General features: G+C 67.6%; 18 protein-coding genes. 13 read left to right on the top strand and 5 right to left on the bottom strand.

The genetic code is table 11. From position 1 onward, the window contains the following. Nucleotides 1-2 precede the first annotated feature (2 nt). Genes DFR45_RS05700 through DFR45_RS05670 form a run of 7 tightly spaced genes read left to right on the top strand, consistent with a single transcriptional unit; the run spans nt 3 to nt 4,644 of the window. Nucleotides 3-764, top strand: coding sequence for a hypothetical protein (locus DFR45_RS05700; RefSeq protein ID WP_114482752.1), 762 nt, complete (start codon nt 3-5; stop codon nt 762-764). Further along, nucleotides 754-1,554, top strand: coding sequence for an SDR family NAD(P)-dependent oxidoreductase (locus tag DFR45_RS05695; protein ID WP_114482751.1), 801 nt, complete (start codon nt 754-756; stop codon nt 1,552-1,554). Before DFR45_RS05700 ends, DFR45_RS05695 begins: the two co-directional genes overlap by 11 nt. Next, complete coding sequence (locus DFR45_RS05690; protein WP_114482750.1) at nt 1,547-1,945, top strand: dihydroneopterin aldolase; 399 nt, start codon at nt 1,547-1,549, stop codon at nt 1,943-1,945. Before DFR45_RS05695 ends, DFR45_RS05690 begins: the two co-directional genes overlap by 8 nt. Next, nucleotides 1,942-2,310: a dihydroneopterin aldolase gene (locus DFR45_RS05685; protein WP_114482749.1), complete on the top strand. Its 369-nt coding sequence runs from the start codon at nt 1,942-1,944 to the stop codon at nt 2,308-2,310. Before DFR45_RS05690 ends, DFR45_RS05685 begins: the two co-directional genes overlap by 4 nt. A gap of 4 nt (nt 2,311-2,314) precedes the next feature. Beyond that, nucleotides 2,315-3,349, top strand: a complete 1,035-nt coding sequence (gene ttcA, locus DFR45_RS05680) for a tRNA 2-thiocytidine(32) synthetase TtcA (protein WP_114482748.1) — start codon at nt 2,315-2,317, stop codon at nt 3,347-3,349. Nucleotides 3,350-3,370: 21 nt separating this feature from the next. Further along, the gene (locus DFR45_RS05675) at nt 3,371-3,976 is read left to right on the top strand and encodes a DUF4136 domain-containing protein (protein ID WP_114482747.1); all 606 of its coding nucleotides are present in this window, start codon (nt 3,371-3,373) and stop codon (nt 3,974-3,976) included. Between the two features lie 29 nt (nt 3,977-4,005). Then, complete coding sequence (locus DFR45_RS05670) at nt 4,006-4,644, top strand: histidine phosphatase family protein (protein WP_114482746.1); 639 nt, start codon at nt 4,006-4,008, stop codon at nt 4,642-4,644. A 254-nt stretch (nt 4,645-4,898) separates the two neighbouring features. On the opposite strand, the gene ruvB is transcribed toward DFR45_RS05670, so the two are convergent. From ruvB to ruvA, 3 genes are all read right to left on the bottom strand, one after another. Further along, nucleotides 4,899-5,975, bottom strand: a complete 1,077-nt coding sequence (ruvB, locus tag DFR45_RS05665) for a Holliday junction branch migration DNA helicase RuvB (RefSeq protein WP_114482745.1) — start codon at nt 5,973-5,975, stop codon at nt 4,899-4,901. A 232-nt stretch (nt 5,976-6,207) separates the two neighbouring features. Next, nucleotides 6,208-7,815: a trypsin-like serine peptidase gene (locus tag DFR45_RS05660; RefSeq protein ID WP_158636963.1), complete on the bottom strand. Its 1,608-nt coding sequence runs from the start codon at nt 7,813-7,815 to the stop codon at nt 6,208-6,210. 129 nt (nt 7,816-7,944) lie between these two features. Then, nucleotides 7,945-8,517 carry a Holliday junction branch migration protein RuvA gene (ruvA, locus tag DFR45_RS05655; protein WP_114482743.1) on the bottom strand — a complete coding sequence of 191 codons (573 nt, stop codon included), beginning with the start codon at nt 8,515-8,517 and terminating at the stop codon, nt 7,945-7,947. A 164-nt stretch (nt 8,518-8,681) separates the two neighbouring features. Here ruvA and DFR45_RS05650 point away from each other — a divergent pair, with 164 nt between their 5' ends. From DFR45_RS05650 to DFR45_RS05635, 4 genes are all read left to right on the top strand, one after another. Further along, complete coding sequence (locus DFR45_RS05650) at nt 8,682-9,629, top strand: PhoH family protein (RefSeq protein WP_114482742.1); 948 nt, start codon at nt 8,682-8,684, stop codon at nt 9,627-9,629. Between the two features lie 85 nt (nt 9,630-9,714). Further along, a complete protein-coding gene (ybeY, locus tag DFR45_RS05645; RefSeq protein ID WP_421781413.1) occupies nt 9,715-10,164 on the top strand; it encodes an rRNA maturation RNase YbeY in 450 nt (149 codons plus the stop codon). Nucleotides 10,165-10,175: 11 nt separating this feature from the next. Further along, on the top strand, nt 10,176-10,937 hold the full coding sequence (locus DFR45_RS05640) for a sulfite exporter TauE/SafE family protein (protein ID WP_114482740.1): 762 nt from the start codon (nt 10,176-10,178) through the stop codon (nt 10,935-10,937). Nucleotides 10,938-11,033: 96 nt separating this feature from the next. Continuing rightward, complete coding sequence (locus tag DFR45_RS05635; RefSeq protein ID WP_114482739.1) at nt 11,034-13,436, top strand: glycoside hydrolase family 15 protein; 2,403 nt, start codon at nt 11,034-11,036, stop codon at nt 13,434-13,436. Between the two features lie 146 nt (nt 13,437-13,582). Here the strand turns inward: DFR45_RS05635 and DFR45_RS05630 are convergent, their stop codons facing one another. After that, nucleotides 13,583-14,416, bottom strand: a complete 834-nt coding sequence (locus tag DFR45_RS05630) for a pseudouridine synthase (RefSeq protein ID WP_114482738.1) — start codon at nt 14,414-14,416, stop codon at nt 13,583-13,585. A 251-nt stretch (nt 14,417-14,667) separates the two neighbouring features. Here DFR45_RS05630 and DFR45_RS05625 point away from each other — a divergent pair, with 251 nt between their 5' ends. Further along, nucleotides 14,668-15,375, top strand: coding sequence for a hypothetical protein (locus tag DFR45_RS05625; RefSeq protein ID WP_144686961.1), 708 nt, complete (start codon nt 14,668-14,670; stop codon nt 15,373-15,375). Nucleotides 15,376-15,390: 15 nt separating this feature from the next. Here the strand turns inward: DFR45_RS05625 and DFR45_RS05620 are convergent, their stop codons facing one another. Beyond that, nucleotides 15,391-16,119, bottom strand: a complete 729-nt coding sequence (locus DFR45_RS05620) for a Crp/Fnr family transcriptional regulator (protein WP_114482736.1) — start codon at nt 16,117-16,119, stop codon at nt 15,391-15,393. A gap of 175 nt (nt 16,120-16,294) precedes the next feature. On the opposite strand from DFR45_RS05620, the gene DFR45_RS05615 reads away from it, so the two are divergent. Then, nucleotides 16,295-18,241, top strand: coding sequence for an AMP-dependent synthetase/ligase (locus tag DFR45_RS05615; RefSeq protein WP_114482735.1), 1,947 nt, complete (start codon nt 16,295-16,297; stop codon nt 18,239-18,241). Nucleotides 18,242-18,275 lie beyond the last annotated feature (34 nt).

Raw genomic sequence — 18,275 nt, 5'->3', positions numbered from 1 at the left:
AGATGACTGACGAGTCTCTTAAAACGTCCAGCGATTTGATCCGCTGGCTCAAAATGTTGGCATTGCCCGCCTGGGCCAGGCTGGGGCTGGCCGTGATTATGTTGTTGATCTTGCTCAGTGCCCTGGGTCTGCTGGGCGCTGGGCTCTACCAGCGGGACAAAGACTCCATCGCCTCGGCCGTTACGATGCTGACGGTGGGCATCCCGGTGGGGCTGGTCGTGGTTGCGCTGGTCTTTGGCGATGGAGGGGCGCAAAAACTCAAAGCACTCACGGAACAACTGCTCCGCGAGGAGATACCTGCGGCTTTATTGGAAAATCTATCGGCCAATGGCATGGGTGGCCGATATACAAAGGCGCACGTCACTGCAAAAATTCGGGGTTGCATTGCCGACTTCACATTGCATGTTGCCGACTCGCATCTTTCCCCAAATGTGCAGTTAGAGCGCAAACTGGACTTCAAACTAGAGTTGAATGTTAAAAAGGTTAATTTCGTCGTCTGGCTACCCCAAACAGCCCATCAAGCCGACGGTTTCGCTGAATTGATTGCGCGCTACAAGTCATGTTTCTTCGGCGCTGAAAAAGAGGGCTATTTCCGCAACAGTGAGCCGCTGTGCGGTGAAAAGCCCGGCTTTGTCGGCATCGTTTTCATCAAGGCGCTGGGTGATGACTTTTTGCTGAACCCGGCCGAGCGGCTTTACTTCGTTCAAGACTTTGCTTTCTTCATTCGCGGTTTGCTGGACGCCGAGGTGGCCGATGGCAGCTAAAAGCGTCCTCATTACCGGAGGCGCTCAACGTCTCGGCGCCCTTCTTTGCCGTCAGTTCGCGCAGGCCGGTTGGGAGGTCTGGTGCCATTTCCAGCACTCCGAGGAAGCGGCCCAACACCTCTGCGCCGAGCTTCGTGCTGCTGGCGCGCATGCTCACCCCATTCGAGCCGATCTCGCGGATGAAGCACAGCGCCAGCAAATGGTGCAGCAAATTACCACGCAAACTGGCGCACTGCGCTGCATCATCCATAACGCTTCTACTTTTGAACCCGACAGCGCAGATCAACTGAACGTCGCAACGACGCGCCACCAACTCGAGGTGAACCTGCTCGCGCCCTTGTCTTTGTCCAGCCTCATGGCCCAACAGCCGTACCCGTCTTCATCGAGCGGCGAGCGCAGCATCATCCACGTACTCGATCAAAAGGTATTCAACCTGAACCCGGACTATTTTTCCTACACCCTCTCCAAACTCGCCCTTGAGCGCGCCGTCGCACTTCAAGCACAGGCTTTGGCACCTTCGATACGAGTGTGCGGCGTCGCTCCTGGCCTGATGTATCTCAGCGGCCCGCAAACACGGGAAAATTTCGACGTCGCGAGCCGCGTCAACCTTCTACGCCGGCCCACAGACCCGCTGCAAGTCGCAGCCACCTGCTTGTTCCTGGCGGAAAACCCCTGCATTACCGGCACCACGGTCGCCGTGGACAACGGTCAACACCTGATCCCGCTACCGCGCGATGTGATGTTTGTCGTGGAAGACATACTGAAAGCGAAAAGGGGCGCCGATGTTTGATCCCTTGGCACAGCTCGCCTTGCGCTGCCGCCGCATTTTTTTGACCAACCATGTCGTCGACGTGCGCATTGGGGCCCATGACTTCGAGAAAAGCCAAAGCCAACGTGTGATTTTCAACGTGGAACTGTTCGTACCTTATGCGCACTCGACGCCCCGCACGGATCGCCTGGCGGAAGTGGTGGACTACGACTTTGTGCGGCAGGTCATCGCCCGACGCGTGCGAAAGGGTCACATCGAATTGCAGGAAACGCTGTGCGATGACATTGCCACCGAATTGATCGATCACCCGCAAGTCCAAGCCGTTCGGCTATCCACCTGCAAGCCCGATGTCTATCCAGACACTGAAGCGGTGGGCGTGGAGGTGCTGCGCATCAAACAGGAGATGGCATGACGGTGGCCGGCACCCAAGTCCTCAGCCTCACGGGCTTGCGCTTCGACGCCAACCTGGGCATCCTCGCGCACGAGAAGAACGCGCCACAGCCCATCCAGGTCGATGCCGAGCTGCACCTGGGCCTGCAGCCGCTTGCGCCGCGCGACGACCATATCCACAACGTGCTCGACTACCGGCGCGTGCGCCAGATCATCATCGACGAGTGCACGGCCGAGCACGTGAACCTGCTCGAGAGCCTGATCGGCAAGCTCGCGCGGCGCCTGCTGCAGTTGCCCGGCGTGCTCGGCGTGCGCGTGAAAATCGCCAAACTCGAAATTTTTGCCGACTGCGAAGTGGCCATTCGCGTCGAAACCGGACAGTGGTAAACCCATGCACACAGCACACAACAGCGCCTGGGGCGAGGTCGCGGACGACATCCTCACCGACAGCCCCAACGACACTTCCAACGACACCGTCACCGCCAGCGCCGACACCGCGGCCCAAAACGCCGGGGGCAGCGCCGCGCACGGCGCGCCGCGCCTGAAGATCGAGCGCGAGGCGCGCAAGCTCGAAAAGCGCCTGTGCCGCGAGGTCGGCCGCGCGATCAGCGACTTTCGCATGATCGAAGAAGGCGACAAGGTCATGGTCTGCCTCTCGGGCGGCAAAGACAGCTACACGCTGCTCGACATCCTGCGCAAGCTGCAGGCGCGCGCGCCCGTGCGCTTCGAGCTCGTCGCGGTGAACCTCGACCAGAAGCAGCCGGGCTTTCCTGCGCACGTGCTGCCCGAATACCTGCGCAGCACCGGCGTGCCCTTTCACATCGAAACCGAGGACACCTACAGCATCGTGCAAAAGCTCGTGCCGCCGGGCAAGACCACCTGCAGCCTGTGCAGCCGGCTGCGCCGCGGCATCCTGTACCGCGTGGCGAACGAGCTTGGCGCGACCAAGATCGCGCTCGGCCACCACCGCGACGACATCCTGCAGACGCTGCTGCTCAACATGTTCTTCGGCGGCCGCATGAAGGCCATGCCCCCGAAGCTCGCGAGCGACGACGGCGAGCATGTGGTCATCCGCCCGCTCGCCTACGTGCCCGAAAAAGACACGGCGCGCTGGGCCGCGTACCGCGCCTTTCCCATCATCCCGTGCAACCTCTGCGGCAGCCAGGAGAACCTGCAGCGCAAGCAGATCGGCGACATGCTGCGCGAGTGGGACAAAAAATTCCCCGGCCGGCTCGAGAGCATGTTCCGCTCGCTGCAGCATGTCGTGCCCTCGCACCTGCTCGACGGGGCATTGTTCGACTTTCAGAACGTGCGCGCCACCGGCGTGGCCGATGCCGAAGGCGACAAGGCCTTCGACGCCGAGGAGCTGCCCGCCATGCCCAGCGCTTCCGGTCTGCCCGGCGTGCAGGTGGTGCAGCTCGGTTGACGGCCGCCCCGAGGAGTTTCCATGCGCCCGCTACGCTCTTTCTTCTTGCTGCTGTGCCTTGGCTTCATCGGCTTGCTGCTGGGTGGCTGCGCGAGCACGCGCCTCGTCGATTCGAACGTACAGGCCTTCTCGCAGCTGCAGGCGCTGCCCGTGCCGGCCACCTACCGCTTCGAACGCCTGCCCTCGCAGCAGGCCTACAGCAGCCAGCAGGAAAAGATCGAAGCCGTGGCGCGCCAAGCGCTCGCCAAGGTTGGCCTCATCGAAGACCCGCGCGCGCCTTATTTCGCCGCGCAGGTCTATGCGCGCACCGACCGGCTGCTCTCGCCCGACTATTACTGGTACGACCCGTTCTGGGGTGGCTGGGGCGGCTGGGGTGCCTGGGGCGGGCATGGCTTTTATGGCGGCCTGTCGATGCGCTTTCCGCCGCCGACTGAATACCGGCGCGAAGTTGGCCTGATCCTGCGCGAACTCGCGAGCGGCCGCGTGGTCTATGAAACCCACGCCCAGCACGACGGCGTGTGGAGCGATGACCTGCCCGTCTTTGCCGCGATGTTCGACGCCGCGCTGCAGGGCTTTCCGAACCCGCCCGCAGGCCCGCGTCGCGTCAACGTCGAGATTCCGCGCTGAACGCCCGTAGATCGCCACACACCGCTGCCATGCAAGCCACCCGCATCCTCGCCATCCGCCACGGCGAAACCGCCTGGAACGCCGAGGCACGCATCCAGGGCCACCAGGACATCGCGCTCAACGCCACCGGCCAGTGGCAGGCGCAGCGGCTCGCGCAAGCGCTGGCGGCCGAACCCATACGCGCCATCTACGCGAGCGACCTGCAGCGCGCCTACCGCACCGCGCAGGCCGTGGCCGAGGCGACGGGCGCGCCGCTCCATGCCGAGCCGGGGCTGCGCGAACGCGGCTTCGGCACTTTCGAAGGCCGTACCTTTGCCGAGGTCGCAGCCGCCTGGCCCGAGCAGGCACGCCGCTGGCGCGAGCGCGACCCGCACTACGCCCCCGCAGGCGGTGAGTCGCTGCACACGCTGCGCCTGCGCGTGACCGAAGCCGTGCACCGCCTGGCTGCGCGCCATGCGGGCGAGCTGATCGTCCTGGTCGCGCACGGCGGCACACTCGACGTGCTCTACCGCGCCGCCACCGGGCAGGATTTGCAGGCACCGCGTACCTGGCAGCTCGCCAACGCCGCGATCAACCGCCTGCTCTGGACGCCGCAGGGCCTGGCGCTCGTGGGCTGGGCCGACACGCAGCACCTCGAGGGCGCAGCGCGCGACGAGAGCGTGGGTTGAGCCCAGGTTGTCCATTCGGCGGTGCTGCGCACCTACGCGGGCGCTGGCGGGCGCCTGCGGGTCATTTTGGCCACGGCTTCGTCGTTCGTGGCACCACCACGAACTCCTCAGCCGCAACCAAACTGCCACGCCAGCCGCCGCGCCATCGTCCCGCGTCCGCATGAACCATCTGGGTTGAACCCTTGGCCTGCACTGCAAAGTGCTATTGAATAATTAGCTATCAGCGCAATCCCCATAAGGACAAAAGGCCAATTTCATACTGAATCTGCAAACAAGCCACCCCCCGCCTGCGGCGGCGCCACGCCCAGGTGGCGGTACGCCGCGAGCGTGGCGGTGCGGCCGCGCGGCGTGCGCTGCAGGTAGCCTTGCTGGATCAGGTAGGGCTCGATCACGTCCTCGATCGTGCCGGGCTCCTCGCCTATGCTCGCGGCGATGTTGTCCAGGCCCACGGGGCCGCCGTCGAAGCGGTGGATCACGGCCTCGAGCAGTTTGCGGTCCATCACGTCGAAGCCCAGCGGATCGACGTCGAGCAGGGCCAGCGCGCGGTTTGCGATCTCGGCGCTGATGCGGCCGTCGCCCTTGACCTCGGCGTAGTCGCGCACCCGGCGCAGCAGGCGGTTGGCGATGCGCGGCGTGCCGCGCGAGCGCCGCGCGATCTCCAGGCCCCCGGCCGCATCCATGGGCACGCGCAGCAGGCCCGCGCTGCGCTGCACGATCAGCGCGAGCTCCTCGGGCGTATAAAACTCCAGGCGCGCAACGATGCCGAAGCGGTCGCGCAGCGGGTTCGTGAGCATGCCCGCGCGCGTGGTCGCGCCCACCAGCGTGAAGGGCTGCAGGTCGAGCTTGATCGAGCGTGCCGCAGGGCCTTCGCCGATCATGATGTCGATCTGGTAGTCCTCGAGCGCGGGGTAGAGGATTTCTTCGACCACGGGCGAGAGGCGGTGGATCTCGTCGATGAAGAGCACGTCGTTCTTTTCGAGGTTGGTGAGCAGCGCCGCGAGGTCCTTGGGCTTTTCGAGCACGGGGCCGCTGGTCTGGCGTAGCTGAACGCCGAGCTCGGCCGCGATGATGTGCGAGAGCGTGGTCTTGCCCAGCCCCGGCGGGCCGAACAGCAGCACGTGGTCCAGCGCCTCGCCGCGCTGGCGCGCCGCGCCGATGAAAATCTCGAGCTGCTCGCGCGCCTTGGCCTGGCCCACGTATTCCTGCAGCAGCTTGGGCCGCAGCGCGCGCTCGAGCGCCTCTTCCTGCGGCGAGGCCGGAGCCGCCGAAACCACGCGCCGCGTGGCGGAAGGGGATGGCGCGGAACTGAAGTCGTCGGTATGGATGCTCATAACCGCAAGCATGCCACGGGACGCAATGGACTCGACGCGGCGTTGCCCGTGCGCCGTCATTGCGAGGGCCGCAAGGCCCGCGGCAATCCATGCGGCCTTGGATTCGGCCCCTGCACTCTTGGCAAAGGCAGGACTGGATTGCCGCGCCCCTGCGGGGCTCGCAATGACGGGTGTCTCAGCAACGCGCAAACGCCCACCAGCATTCGGCGCCCTGATGCCCTGGCAATGGGACTCAGGGCGCCTTCGCGCCGCTGACGCAGGCGCTGCTCGTGGGCGCGAGCCATTGCTTGAGCCCCGCCGCAAAAGCCAGGTCGAAGCGCCCGAGAAAGTCCATGCCGCCGCTGACCGTGCAGCTCGCGCTGCCCGCCGTGAGGTGCGCGACCAGATAGCGCGCGCCGTTTTGGCTCGCAAACAGGCCGCCACCGCTGCTGCCCGGCGCCGTGGCGCCGCTGCTCCACTGTACGCCGAGGTAGTTGCCGCTGGCCGCTGCCGCAGCATTGCAGTTGTAGCTGCTGCCATCGGCCGAGAGCGTGCAGCTGCTGAACTGGCGCAGGCTGCCCAGGCTCAGCTTTTGCCAGTCGCCGTTCGGGTGGTGCAGCAGCGCTGCCGCCTGGCCCAGCGCAGGCGTGTTCGCATCCCAGCCCGCAAACACGACGCCGCTGGGCGGGGCATCATTGAGGCGCATCAAGGCCGTGTCGGTTGCGCTGTCGGTGGCGAGCAGGGTCGCGCCGCCCTTGAGGGTGCTCGCGCGCGTGTCCAGGCTGGCGCCGTTGCAGGCCGCCGCACGGAAGAACCAGTACGTGGTGAGCGTCGATGCCACGGTCTGCGAGGGAATGCAGTGCCGCGCGCTGAGGAAGTACGGCGTGCCGCTCGACGCCGTGTCGTTGAGCAAGGTGCCCGTGCACAGGTAGCTCGTGCCCTGGTCGACGAACAGCATACGCGCGACGGCGTTGCTCTCATTGGCGTAGTCGGGGTTGCAGGCGGAATCGACCTCGCAGAAGTCGGCCGTGCCGGCCTTGGGCACGATGGCGGCTGCGCCGCTCGATCCGGCCGCAGGCGATGCCGCGCCCGCAGCGGCGCCCGCCAGCGCTTGCGGCGCGACGCGAAAGTGCGACAGCTGCGGCACCGCGATGCGCAGCGCGGACGGGTCGGTGCCCGCGGGCAGCTCGATTTCGAGCACCACCGTGTCGCCGCCGACGTCGGGGCTCCAGTAGGTGCGCGCGGCGCTGCTGGTGTCGCCCGCCTGCTGGTTGCGCGCGATCGCGGCGAGGATTTCGCTGCCCGCGACGCCATGCACCACCGCCCCATCGGGCGGGTAAAACCGCAGCTGGGCTGCGGCGGGCAATTGCTCCACCACGATGCCCAGGCGCAGGCCCTGCGCGCCCGCTGACTGAAAGCGCAGCGCCGCGACCTGGCTGCCGCCCTCGAGCGTCTGCCACGCGAGCAGCGCCGCCATCGCCGGCGCGCTCGCGCTTTGCGGCAGGCTGCGCGCCGGGCCTATGGTCTGCACGCCGGGCAGGTCGGCGGCACCGCCCTCGCTGGCACCGAGCGCCTCCAGCCGCACCGTGCGCAGCGCCGCACCGGCGGGCATGCGCGCTCGTGCGGCGGCGCTGGCCGCCTTGGCTTGGACCGTGCTGGGGCGGTACGCCTCCACCCGCAGCGGCGCCACCGCCGTGGCCTTGCAGGTGGCATCCACGCTGGGAGCGCTGGAGGCCGTATCCGAGCCCCCGCCGCCGCAGGCTGCCACGAGTGCGGCGAGTGCGATGCCGCCTGCGGCCCTCCCCCCGGTGCGCCACGCCTGCGACGCGCTATGGATGGAGCGAAAAGCGGCAACTTTCATCGTGCGAAGCAAAGCAGCGCGGCTGGGCATGGGGAGTCTCCGACGAAGGGGGATGCAAGGAGCAGGCAATCGTACTGCGGTGCGATGACGCAAGGAGCCGATTGCAGGCTGCGCAAGGCTGCAAAGCCCTCACGCCAGCGCCTTGAGCGCGAGCTTGATGCCCTCGCTCACACCCACCTCGGGCGGCAGGGCCTTGAGCGCGGCGTTCGCTTCCCTTTCGTTGTAGCCGAGCGCGAGCAGCGCCTGCAGGATGTCGGTGTGCGCATCGCTGCGCGCCTGCGCGGGCGCCAAGCCCAGATCGGGCGCGAGCTTGCCCTTGAGTTCGAGCAGCAGGCGCTCGGCGGTTTTCTTGCCGATGCCGGGCACTTTGACGAGCCGGCCCGGCTCCTGCTGTGCGATCGCCTGCGCGAGCTCGGCCACGCTCAGGCCGCTGAGCACCGAAAGCGCCGTGCGCGGGCCCACGCCCGCGACCTTGATGAGCTCGCGAAAGGCCGCGCGTTCCGTCGCCGTGGCAAAGCCGTAGAGCAGCTGCGCGTCTTCGCGCACGATGAACTGCGTGAGCAGGCTCACGCGCTCGCCCACGCCGGGCAGGTGGTAGAAGGTGCTCATGGGCACGAGCACCTCGTAGCCCACGCCCTGGCAGTCCAGCAGCACCTCGGGCGGGTTCTTTTCGAGCAGGGTGCCGGTCAATTTGCCTATCATTGCGATCCTTTGCCGGTGACGGCACACGGCGTGCTGCCACCATTTTTCGTCCCGACCCTGTCCATTCCAAGCTGGGAGCCAGAGCGCCATTCCGTCCACGGCCCGGCGCCCATCGCGGCCCCCAAAGCCTTGCAATGGCCGGGCATGCGTCCCAAATTATCCGCGTGATCCTGCGCCATACCTTCACCCCCCACAACAACACCCGGCTCACGCACCTGTGCGGGCCGGCCGACGCGCACCTGCGCACCATCGAAGCGGCGCTGCAGGTGCGCATAGCGCACCGCCACGAGCAGTTCAAGGTCGATGGCCCCAAGGCCCAGGCCACGCAGGCGATGGAGCTTTTGCAGGCGCTGTACGAGCAGGCCGAGCACCCGCTCGGCGAAGACCTGCTGCAGCTCATGCTCGCGGGCGACAGCCGCCTGATCGAGCCGCCGCCGGACGCCATCGTGCTCAACACGCGCCGCGCCGACCTGCGCGCGCGCACGCCGCGCCAGGGCCTGTACCTCGACAACATCGCGCAGCACGACATCACCTTCGGCATAGGCCCGGCCGGCACGGGCAAGACCTACCTGGCCGTGGCCTGCGCGGTCGATGCGCTCGAGCGCAGCGCGGTGCAGCGCATCGTGCTCACGCGCCCGGCCGTGGAGGCAGGCGAGCGCCTGGGCTTTCTGCCCGGCGACCTGACGCAAAAGGTCGATCCCTACCTGCGCCCGCTGTACGACGCGCTCTACGAGCTCATGGGCTTTGACAAGGTGCAAAAGGCGTTCGAGCGCAACGCGCTCGAGATCGCGCCGCTGGCCTTCATGCGCGGGCGCACGCTGAACAACGCCTTCGTGATCCTCGACGAGGCGCAAAACACCACGCCCGAGCAGATGAAGATGTTCCTCACGCGCCTGGGCTTCGGCGCCAAGGCCGTGGTGACCGGCGACGTGAGCCAGATCGACCTGCCCAAGGGTGCGCCCAGCGGCCTGATCGACGCCGAACACGTGCTCAAGCGCGTGCAGGGCATCGCGTTCACGCACTTCACGAGCGCCGACGTGGTGCGCCACCCGCTGGTCGCGCGCATCGTCGATGCCTACAACGCCCCACGCAGCCGCGGTGCGCCGGCATGAGCGGGGCCGTTGCGCACGCTCCATGAAACTCTCCTTTCGATAGCTGCTTGCGCACGTCCTACCTGCGCTAGAGGCCATTTTGACCATGAAAAACCTGACCCTGTCCCTGCAGTTCGCACGCTTTCCCGGCGTGGCCGCGCACCGCGCCGCGCTGGCGCGCCACCGCGTGCAGCGCTGGATTCGCCATGCGCTCGCGCGCGACGCCGAGATCACCGTGCGCATCGTCGGTAGCGAAGAAGGCCGCGCGCTGAACCGCGACTACCGCCACAAGGACTACGCGACCAACGTGCTCACCTTCGACTACGCGCAGGAGCCCGTGGTGCTGGCCGACCTGGTGCTGTGCGCGCCCGTGGTCGAGAGCGAGGCGCGCGCGCTGGGCAAGCCGCTCGCCGAACACTACGCGCACCTGATCGTGCATGGCACGCTGCACGCGCAGGGCTGGGATCACGAAACCAGCGAGGCCGACGCCAAGGCCATGGAAGCGCACGAATCCGACATCCTGCGCGGCCTGGGTCTGGCCGATCCCTACGCCTGAGCATCCACCCCATGTTCGAAACCCTGCTTTTGCTCGCCGCGGCCTGCGCTGCCGGCGCCCTCAACGCCGTGGCCGGTGGCGGCAGCTTTTTGACGCTGCCGGCGCTGGTCTTCAGCGGCGTGCCGCCCGTGATGGCCAACGCCACCGGCACCGTGGCGCTGTTTCCCGGCTACATCGCGAGCGCCTGGGGTTTCCGCGAAGACCTGGCGCCGCCACCGGGGCTCACGCTGCGCGCCGTCATGGGGCTGTCGCTCGTGGGCGGGGCGCTGGGTGCGCTCCTGCTGCTGGCCACGCCCGACGCCACCTTTCGCCGCGTCGTGCCCTGGCTGCTGCTCGCCGCGACGGCGCTGTTCGCGCTCGGCCCGCGCCTGCGCCCGGCGGCGCGGCCCGATGCGCCGGCGCACGCCGTAACGCCCGCGGCACGCCTGCGCGCGCAGGCCGGTGTGCTCGCCGTGGCGGCGTATGGCGGCTACTTCAATGGCGGGCTGGGGATTTTGCTGCTCGCGCTGTTCGGCCTGCTCGGGCAGACGCGGCTGCACGCGGCCAACGGCCTCAAGAACCTGGTCTCGGCCCTGCTCACGGCGATTGCCGTGCTGATCTACGCGGCTGGCGGCCTCGTCGCCTGGCCGCAGGCGCTGGCCATGATGCTCGCGGCCACGGCGGGCGGCTACGGCGGCGCGCGCCTGGCGCGGCGCATTCCTGCGCCCTGGCTGCGCGCCGGCATCGTGGCCACGGGGCTCGTGATGGCGGGGTTGTTTTTCTGGCGCGGCTGAGGCTCAGCTTCTGAGCGCCAAAGCGCCCTTTCATCCCCCTCATTTCTCTTTTCGCCGCACCAAGCACGCACGGCGCTGCGGCGGTATAAACCGTGCATGGCCCCACCAGACCGCCCCTCCTTCGCCGCCGAGCCTCAGGGCACGGCGCCCGGCGCACCCGGCATCGCGCCCACCTGGAGCAGCAGCGACAAAGACCTGGTCGGCACGGCCGCCGAAGGTTCGCGCCTGTGGTTCACCTGCGGCCACGGCATCGTCAACGAGGTCTATGGCCCGCGCATCGACATCCCGCAAACGCGCGACCTGGGCTTCATCGTTGCCGACGGCGCGGGCTTCTGGGTCGAGGTCAAGCGCCTCACAGACCGTCAGCTGCACCTGGTGCGCCCCGGCGTGCCCGCGCCCGTGATCGTGCACCGCCATCCGCGCTTCACGCTGCAATTGCGCATCTGCAGCGACGTGGAGCGCGAGGTGCTGCTGATCGAAGTCGTGCTGAGCGGCGATGCAAGCTTGCGCCCCTACGTGCTGCTCGCGCCGCACCTGGGCAGCACCGGCCAGCACAACCGCGCCGCGGTCGCGCGCCATGGCGGGCGGCGCGTGCTCTGGGCCGAGCAGGGGCCGTTCGGCCTCGCGCTGCTCGCCTGCGACGCCAACGGGCAGGACGCCTTCGCGCAGGCCAGCGCCGGCTACGTGGGCTACTCCGACGGCTGGCAGGACTTTGCGCGCCACGGCGCCATGACCTGGGCGTATGCCGAGGCCGGCCCCGGCAACGTGGCGCTCACGGGCGCGCTGCGCAGCCGGCATGCGGTGCTTGCGCTGGGCCTGGCCAGCAGCCCGGTGGCCGCGGCCACACTCGCGGCGAGCGCGCTCGCGGCGCCGTTTGCCAAGCGCCTCGACGCCTACGTGCGCGGCTGGCGCGACTGGCGCCGGCGCGGGCTGTCGCCGCACCGCAAGGCGCCGAGCGCGGCCGGCCTCACGTCCGCGGTGAAGCGCGAATTCGCCGTCTCGGCGCTGGTGCTGCGCAGCCACCTCGACCGCACCTACCCCGGCGCCGCCGTCGCGAGCCTGAGCATTCCGTGGGGCAGCAGCTCCGACTCGCCGGGCGGCTACCACCTGGTGTGGCCACGCGACCTGGTCGAATGCGCGGGCGCGCTGCTCGCGCTCGGCGACCACCACGCCTGCCGCAACACGCTGGCCTACCTGATCGCCACGCAGCAGGCCGACGGCCGCTGGTACCAGAACCAGTGGCTGGGCGGGCGCGCGTACTGGGCCGGCATCCAGCTCGACGAAACCGCCCTGCCCGTGCTGCTTGCCGCGAGCCTGGCCGAGCGCGACGCGCTGCACGGCCTGCACGCCGCGCCCATGGCGGCCGCGGCGCTGCGCCATCTTGCGCTCAACGGCCCGAGCAGTCCGCAAGACCGCTGGGAGGAAAACGCCGGCCTCAACGCCTTCACGCTCGCCACGCTGATCGCTGCGCTCGTGGCGGGCAGCCGCTTCGTCGACGCCGCATCGGCGCGCGTGCTGCTCGCGCTGGCCGACTACTGGAACAGCCGCATCGAGGACTGGACCGCGGCACGCGGCACGCCGCTCGCGCAGCGCCACGGCGTGGCCGCGTACTACACGCGCATCGCGCCGCCGCAGGTGCTCTGGCAAGGGCCGGCGGCATTGCAGCAGGTGTTGCCGATCAAAAACCACCGCCACGACCCCGGCCAGCGCGCGGACGAAACGGTGGGCGTGGATTTTCTGCAGCTCGTGCGCTTTGGCCTGCGCGCGCCCGACGACCCGCTGGTGCGCGACACGCTGGTGCTTGCCGACGCGCTGCTGCGCCGCGACACGCCCAGCGGCCCGGTGTGGCGCCGCTACCTTGGCGACGGCTACGGCGAACACGCCGACGGGCGCCCCTTCGACGGCAGTGGCATCGGCCGCGGCTGGCCGCTGCTCACGGGCGAGCGCGGCCACTACGAGCTTGCCGCCGGGCGCGACCCGCTGCCCTACCTCGAAGCCATGACGCGCATGGCCAGCCCGCTGGGCCTGCTGCCCGAGCAGGTGTGGGACGAGCCGCAGCCCATCCCCGAGCGCTTTTTGTTCCCCGGCCGGCCCACGGGCGGCGCGATGCCGCTGGCCTGGGCGCATGCCGAGTTCATCAAGCTCGTGCTCTCGCGCCAGTTCGGCCGCGTGATCGACCAGCCGCCCGCCGTGGCCGCACGCTACCAGGGCCGCCGCCCCGAGGCTGCGCTCGCGTGCTGGAGCGAGGCCGCGCCGATCACGCAGATCGCGCGCGGCCAGGGCCTGTTGCTGCTGCTGCCGCGCCCCGCGCGCCTGCACTGGGGGCGCGACGGCTGGCAGGAGGTGCGCGAGCAGGACAGCCGCGCGCTGCCCATAGGCCTGCAGGTGCTGGAGATCGAAGCCGCCGCCCTCACCCACGCCACGCGCATCGACTTCACCTGGCGCTGGCAGGACGATGGCGGCTGGCGCGGCGTGGACTATGCGATAGATATATCTTGAGCCTGGGGGCTCTCACCCACCCCAAAAGCCGCTGTCGCCGCGCCCTGGGGCTTGCGGGCGACCCTCAAAAATTACTGTTTTGATAGCTGCCAGCGCTTGATGCACCTTGGCTTTTGGCCGATTTGACCAAAAATTTTGCGGCTCCCTCAAAACTGCTCATGTGGCAGCAGATAACGCCACTGCCCGGGCGGCAGCGCGCCCAGGGTCACGCGCCCGATGCGGATGCGCTTGAGCCCGACGACGCGCAGGCCCACGAGCTCGCACATGCGGCGGATCTGGCGCTTCTTGCCCTCGGTGAGCACGAAGCGCAGCTGCTCGGGGTTTTGCCATTCGACGAGCGCGGGCTGCAGCGGCTGGCCGTCGAGCGCCAGGCCGTGGCGCAGGCGCGCGAGCTGCGCCGCAGGAAAGGCCGCCTGCACGTTGCTGCTCACCGCACCGTACTGCACGCGCACGAGGTATTCCTTTTCCATGACCGAGTCTTCACCGATGATTCTCCGCGCCACGCGCCCGTCCTGCGTGAGCACGAGCAGGCCGACCGAGTCGCTGTCGAGCCGCCCCGCCGGCGCCAGGCCGCGCAGCTGCTGCGCGTCAAAGCGCATGCGGCTCGGGTCTTCGCGCCAGTGGTTGCGCGGCTGGATCAGCGCCACCGCAGGCGTGTGCCCGTCTTCGGCCTGCCCGCTCACGTAGCCCATGGGCTTGTGCAGCAGGAACGTCACCAGCCGCTGCTGCTGGCCCTGCGCACGCGCATCCAGCTCGATGCGATCCTGCAGCCCCACCTGCTGCCCCACGGCGGCCACGCGCCCATTGACGCGCACCCAGCCCTGCGCGATCCACGCGTCGGCCTCGCGGCGCGAGCACAAACCGAGCTCGGCCATGCGCTTGTTCAGGCGCACGGTGGCGGCGCAAGCCGAAGTCTGCGCGGAGTGCTCTCGATGAGGATGGGGTGCGCCGGACGGCGAAAAATCACGAGGGGATGACATGGCCCTATTTTCTTTCTCGCGCCCGCTGGCGGGAACGGTTTTTCTGGAAATTTTCCGTGGTTCGAGCGGCATCTGCACCGCACCAGCACGGTGCAAATTTCACATCCCACAAGGCACGTGAGCCCTTTACATAGACCTGGTAAAGCGCAGGTAAATAGGCCAACGAAGGGGTTCTTTATCCTGCAATGACGCTCAAAATTGCCGAAGTCTAATGGTGTCTCCCCAGCCCATTCTCCGAAAGGATCTTCACCATGAATGTTTCTGCCACTTCTTCTTTGGGTTCGATTGCGAACCTTCAAAACCTCTCATCCGTCCAGGCGCCGGGCGCGAGCGATCAGGACGGTGACGGTGATGGCAGCTCTGGCAACATCGGCAGCGCCCGTCCACACCGCGGCGGTCGTATGGAGCAGGCCATGATGCAAGCGCTGCAGAGTATGGGCCTGACCATGCCGCCAGGGCCTCCGCCTTCGGCCTCGGCCAACACCACCTCGGACGCATCCTCGAACAACAGCTCCAGCGATTCATCCACGCAAAAGACGGGCGACACCCTCGGCCAGGACATGGGCCAGCTCATGCATGCAATGTTCGAAGCCCTGAAAAGCGAGTCCACCAGCAGCACCACCGCATCTACCGACGGCAGCTCCAGCACGACGCAGACGCAAGGTGCCAGCGATTTCAAGTCCACACTTTCGTCGAAGCTGTCAGCCTTGATCAGCGACGTCAGCAGCGGCAATGCGCCTTCCGATCTGCAAAACGCCTTCAACAAGCTGGTTTCCGACCTGCAAGGCAGCGGCAGCTCCAGCAGTTCCTCGAGTGGCAGCACGACCGCAGATGCAAGCACGACGGGCTCCACCAGCGCACTGAATCTGCAGACCTTGCTCACTAAATTACAGCAAAATCTGGGCTATGACACGGCGAGCCTGAGCAGCACAGGCAACATGCTGAGCACCCTGGCCTGACTTTCTCTCTGATCTTCAAACCATGACACGCACGCTGCCCAGCGCCCCGCTGCGCAGCGCCTCCAGGTCGAGCACGCGCACGCCGCCGTATTCGACGCGGATCACGCCCTGCGCCTGCAGCGTGGCGAGTGCCTCGTTGACGCGCTGGCGCGACAGGCCGACGAGGTAGGCGAGCTCCTGCTGCGTGGTGCGCAGCACCTCGCCCACGCCGGGGTAGAGCACGGGGTTGAACAAAATGGCGAGGCTGCGCGCCACGCGCAGTTCGGGGTTGCCGATGCGGTCGATCTCGCGCGCGGCGATGAACTGCCCGAGGCGCTCGTTGAGCTGGTTCATCACGAAGCGGTTGAAGCCTATCGAATGGTCGAGCAGCCAGTGGAAGGTATCGACCGGCAAGCCCGCAACCAGGCTGGTGCGCAGCGCCTGCACGTTGTAGCGGTAGGGCTCGCGCTTGATCGCCGTGCCCTCGCCGAACCAGCCGCCCGGCGGCAGGCCTGTGAAGGTCATGGTCTGGCCCTGCGGCGTGTCGCTGCTCATCTTGAGCAGGCCCGAGAGCACGCCGAACCAGTACGTCACGGGCCGCCCGACGCGGCACACGAGGTCGCCCGCGCGCGCCTCGACCACGCGCAGCGCTTCGACGGCCCGCGCGCGCTCGTCGGGCGCAATCCGGGCGAGCCAGGGGATGGTGCGCAGCTCTGCCTCGGTGAGCGGGCGGCGGCGCTGGTGCAGGGAAAGATCGGGGGGCATAGGATGCTGAATCCTGGCCGCACCAACGGCGCAGGGCGTCAATATTGTCAGTAATTTCCCTTAAATTGTCGTCGCAAAGACAATATGACGTCAAAGCTTGCCCTAGCATGCGCACACCGTTACAAGGCGGGTCTGCCATACGCCGACCCGACTTCTGGAATTTTCAGGAAGCTGCATGCTCACCACCTTTCCCCAACTGCTGCTGCGCCACGCGGCCGAGCGCCCCCAGGCCGCGGCCATGCGCGAGAAGGAATACGGCATCTGGCAGACCTACCGCTGGGCCGATTTCGCGCAGCTGGTCGAACACCTCGCCGCAGGGCTGCACCAGGCCGGGCTGCAGCGCCACGAGCACCTGGTCGTGATCGGCGACAACCGCCCGCGCCTCTATGCCGCAATGCTCGCGGCGCAGGCGCTGGGGGCGATTCCGGTGCCGCTGTACCAGGACGCGGTCGCGGCCGAATGCGTGTTTCCGCTCAACAACGCCGAGGTGCGCTTTTGCGTGCTCGAAAACCAGGAGCAGGTGGACAAGCTGCTCGAAATCCGCGCGCAGTGCCCCACGCTCGCACAGCTCTACTACGACGACCCGCGCGGCCTGCGCAACTACGATGCGCCGGGCCTGCAACCGCTTACCGCCCTGATGGCTACGGGCCAGGCGTTCGTGGCGCAGCAGCCCGAGTGGTTTCGCACCGTGGTGGCGCAGGGCCGGCCCGAGGACGTGGCGGCAATGTTCTTCACCTCGGGCACCACGGGCAACCCCAAGGGCGTGGTGCACACCTACGCCGCGCTGCTCGACCGCGCGCTGGCCGGCGCCGAATTCGACCGCCTGGGCAACGCCGAAGAGGTGCTGGCCTACCTGCCGCCGGCCTGGATCGGGCAAAACATCTTCAGCTACGCGCAGTGGCTCGCGTGCGGCTACGTGGTGAACTGCCCGGAGTCGGCCAGCACCGTGTCCATAGACCTCAAGGAAGTCGGGCCGACGTACTACTTCGCGCCGCCGCGTGTCTTCGAGGGCATGCTCACCAGCGTGATGATCCGCATGGAAGACGCCAGTGCCCTCAAGCGCAAGATGTTCGACGCCTGCATGAACGTGGCGCGCCGTGTGGGCCCCGCGCTCATGGACGGGCAGCCCGTGGGCCTGCTGGCGCGGCTGCAGTACGCGCTCGGCAATCTGCTGGTCTATGGCCCGCTGCGCAACAACCTGGGCTTTTCGCGCGTGCGCGTGGCCTACACCGCGGGCGAGGCGATCGGGCCCGACCTGTTCAACTTCTACCGCGCCATAGGCATCAACCTCAAGCAGCTCTACGGCTCGACCGAAACCGCGGTGTTCGTGTGCCTGCAGCCCGACCACGAAGCGCGCGCCGACACCGTGGGCGTGCCCGTGCGCGACGTGCAGATCCGCGTGGCCGACGATGGCGAGATCCTCGTCAAATCGCCCGGCCTGCTCAAGGAATACTACAAAAATCCGCAGGCCACGGCCGAGGTGCTCACCCCCGACGGCTGGTACCACACGAGCGACGCGGGCTTCATCGACGCGCACGGCCACCTCAAGATCATCGACCGCGTAAAAGACGTGGGGCGACTGCGCGGCGGCCCGTTCGATGGCGCCATGTTCGCGCCCAAGTACGTGGAGAACAAGCTCAAGTTCTTCCCCTACATCAAGGAGGCCGTGGCGCTGGGCGACGGGCGCGAAAAGGTCTGCGCCATGATCAACATCGACTTCGACGCCGTGGGCAACTGGGCCGAGCGCCGCAACCTGCCCTACGCGGGCTACACCGACCTCGCGCAAAAGCCCGAGGTGTATGCGCTGATCCAGGATTGTGTGGAAAAGGTCAACGCCGACCTCGCGGAAGACCAGCTGCTCGCGGGCAGCCAGATCAGCCGCTTTCTGGTGCTGCACAAGGAGCTCGATGCCGACGACGGCGAGCTCACGCGCACGAACAAGGTACGCCGCGGCTTCATTGCCGACAAGTACCGCGTGCTCGTCGATGCGCTGTACGGCGGCCGGGCGGAGCAATTCATCGAAACGCAGGTCAAGTTCGAGGACGGCCGCACGGGCAGCGTCAGCGCCACGCTCAAGATCGTGGACGCCAAGACCTTCGCCCCCGTGCAGGCCGCGGCCTGAGCTTGCCCACATGCCCTGCCCAAGTCCAGGAAGC

Source organism: Extensimonas vulgaris (assembly GCF_003337425.1).
GTDB classification, from domain to species: domain Bacteria; phylum Pseudomonadota; class Gammaproteobacteria; order Burkholderiales; family Burkholderiaceae_C; genus Extensimonas; species Extensimonas vulgaris.
Note: the sequence above shows the minus strand (reverse complement) of the source record. Positions and strands in the feature narration are given on the sequence as shown.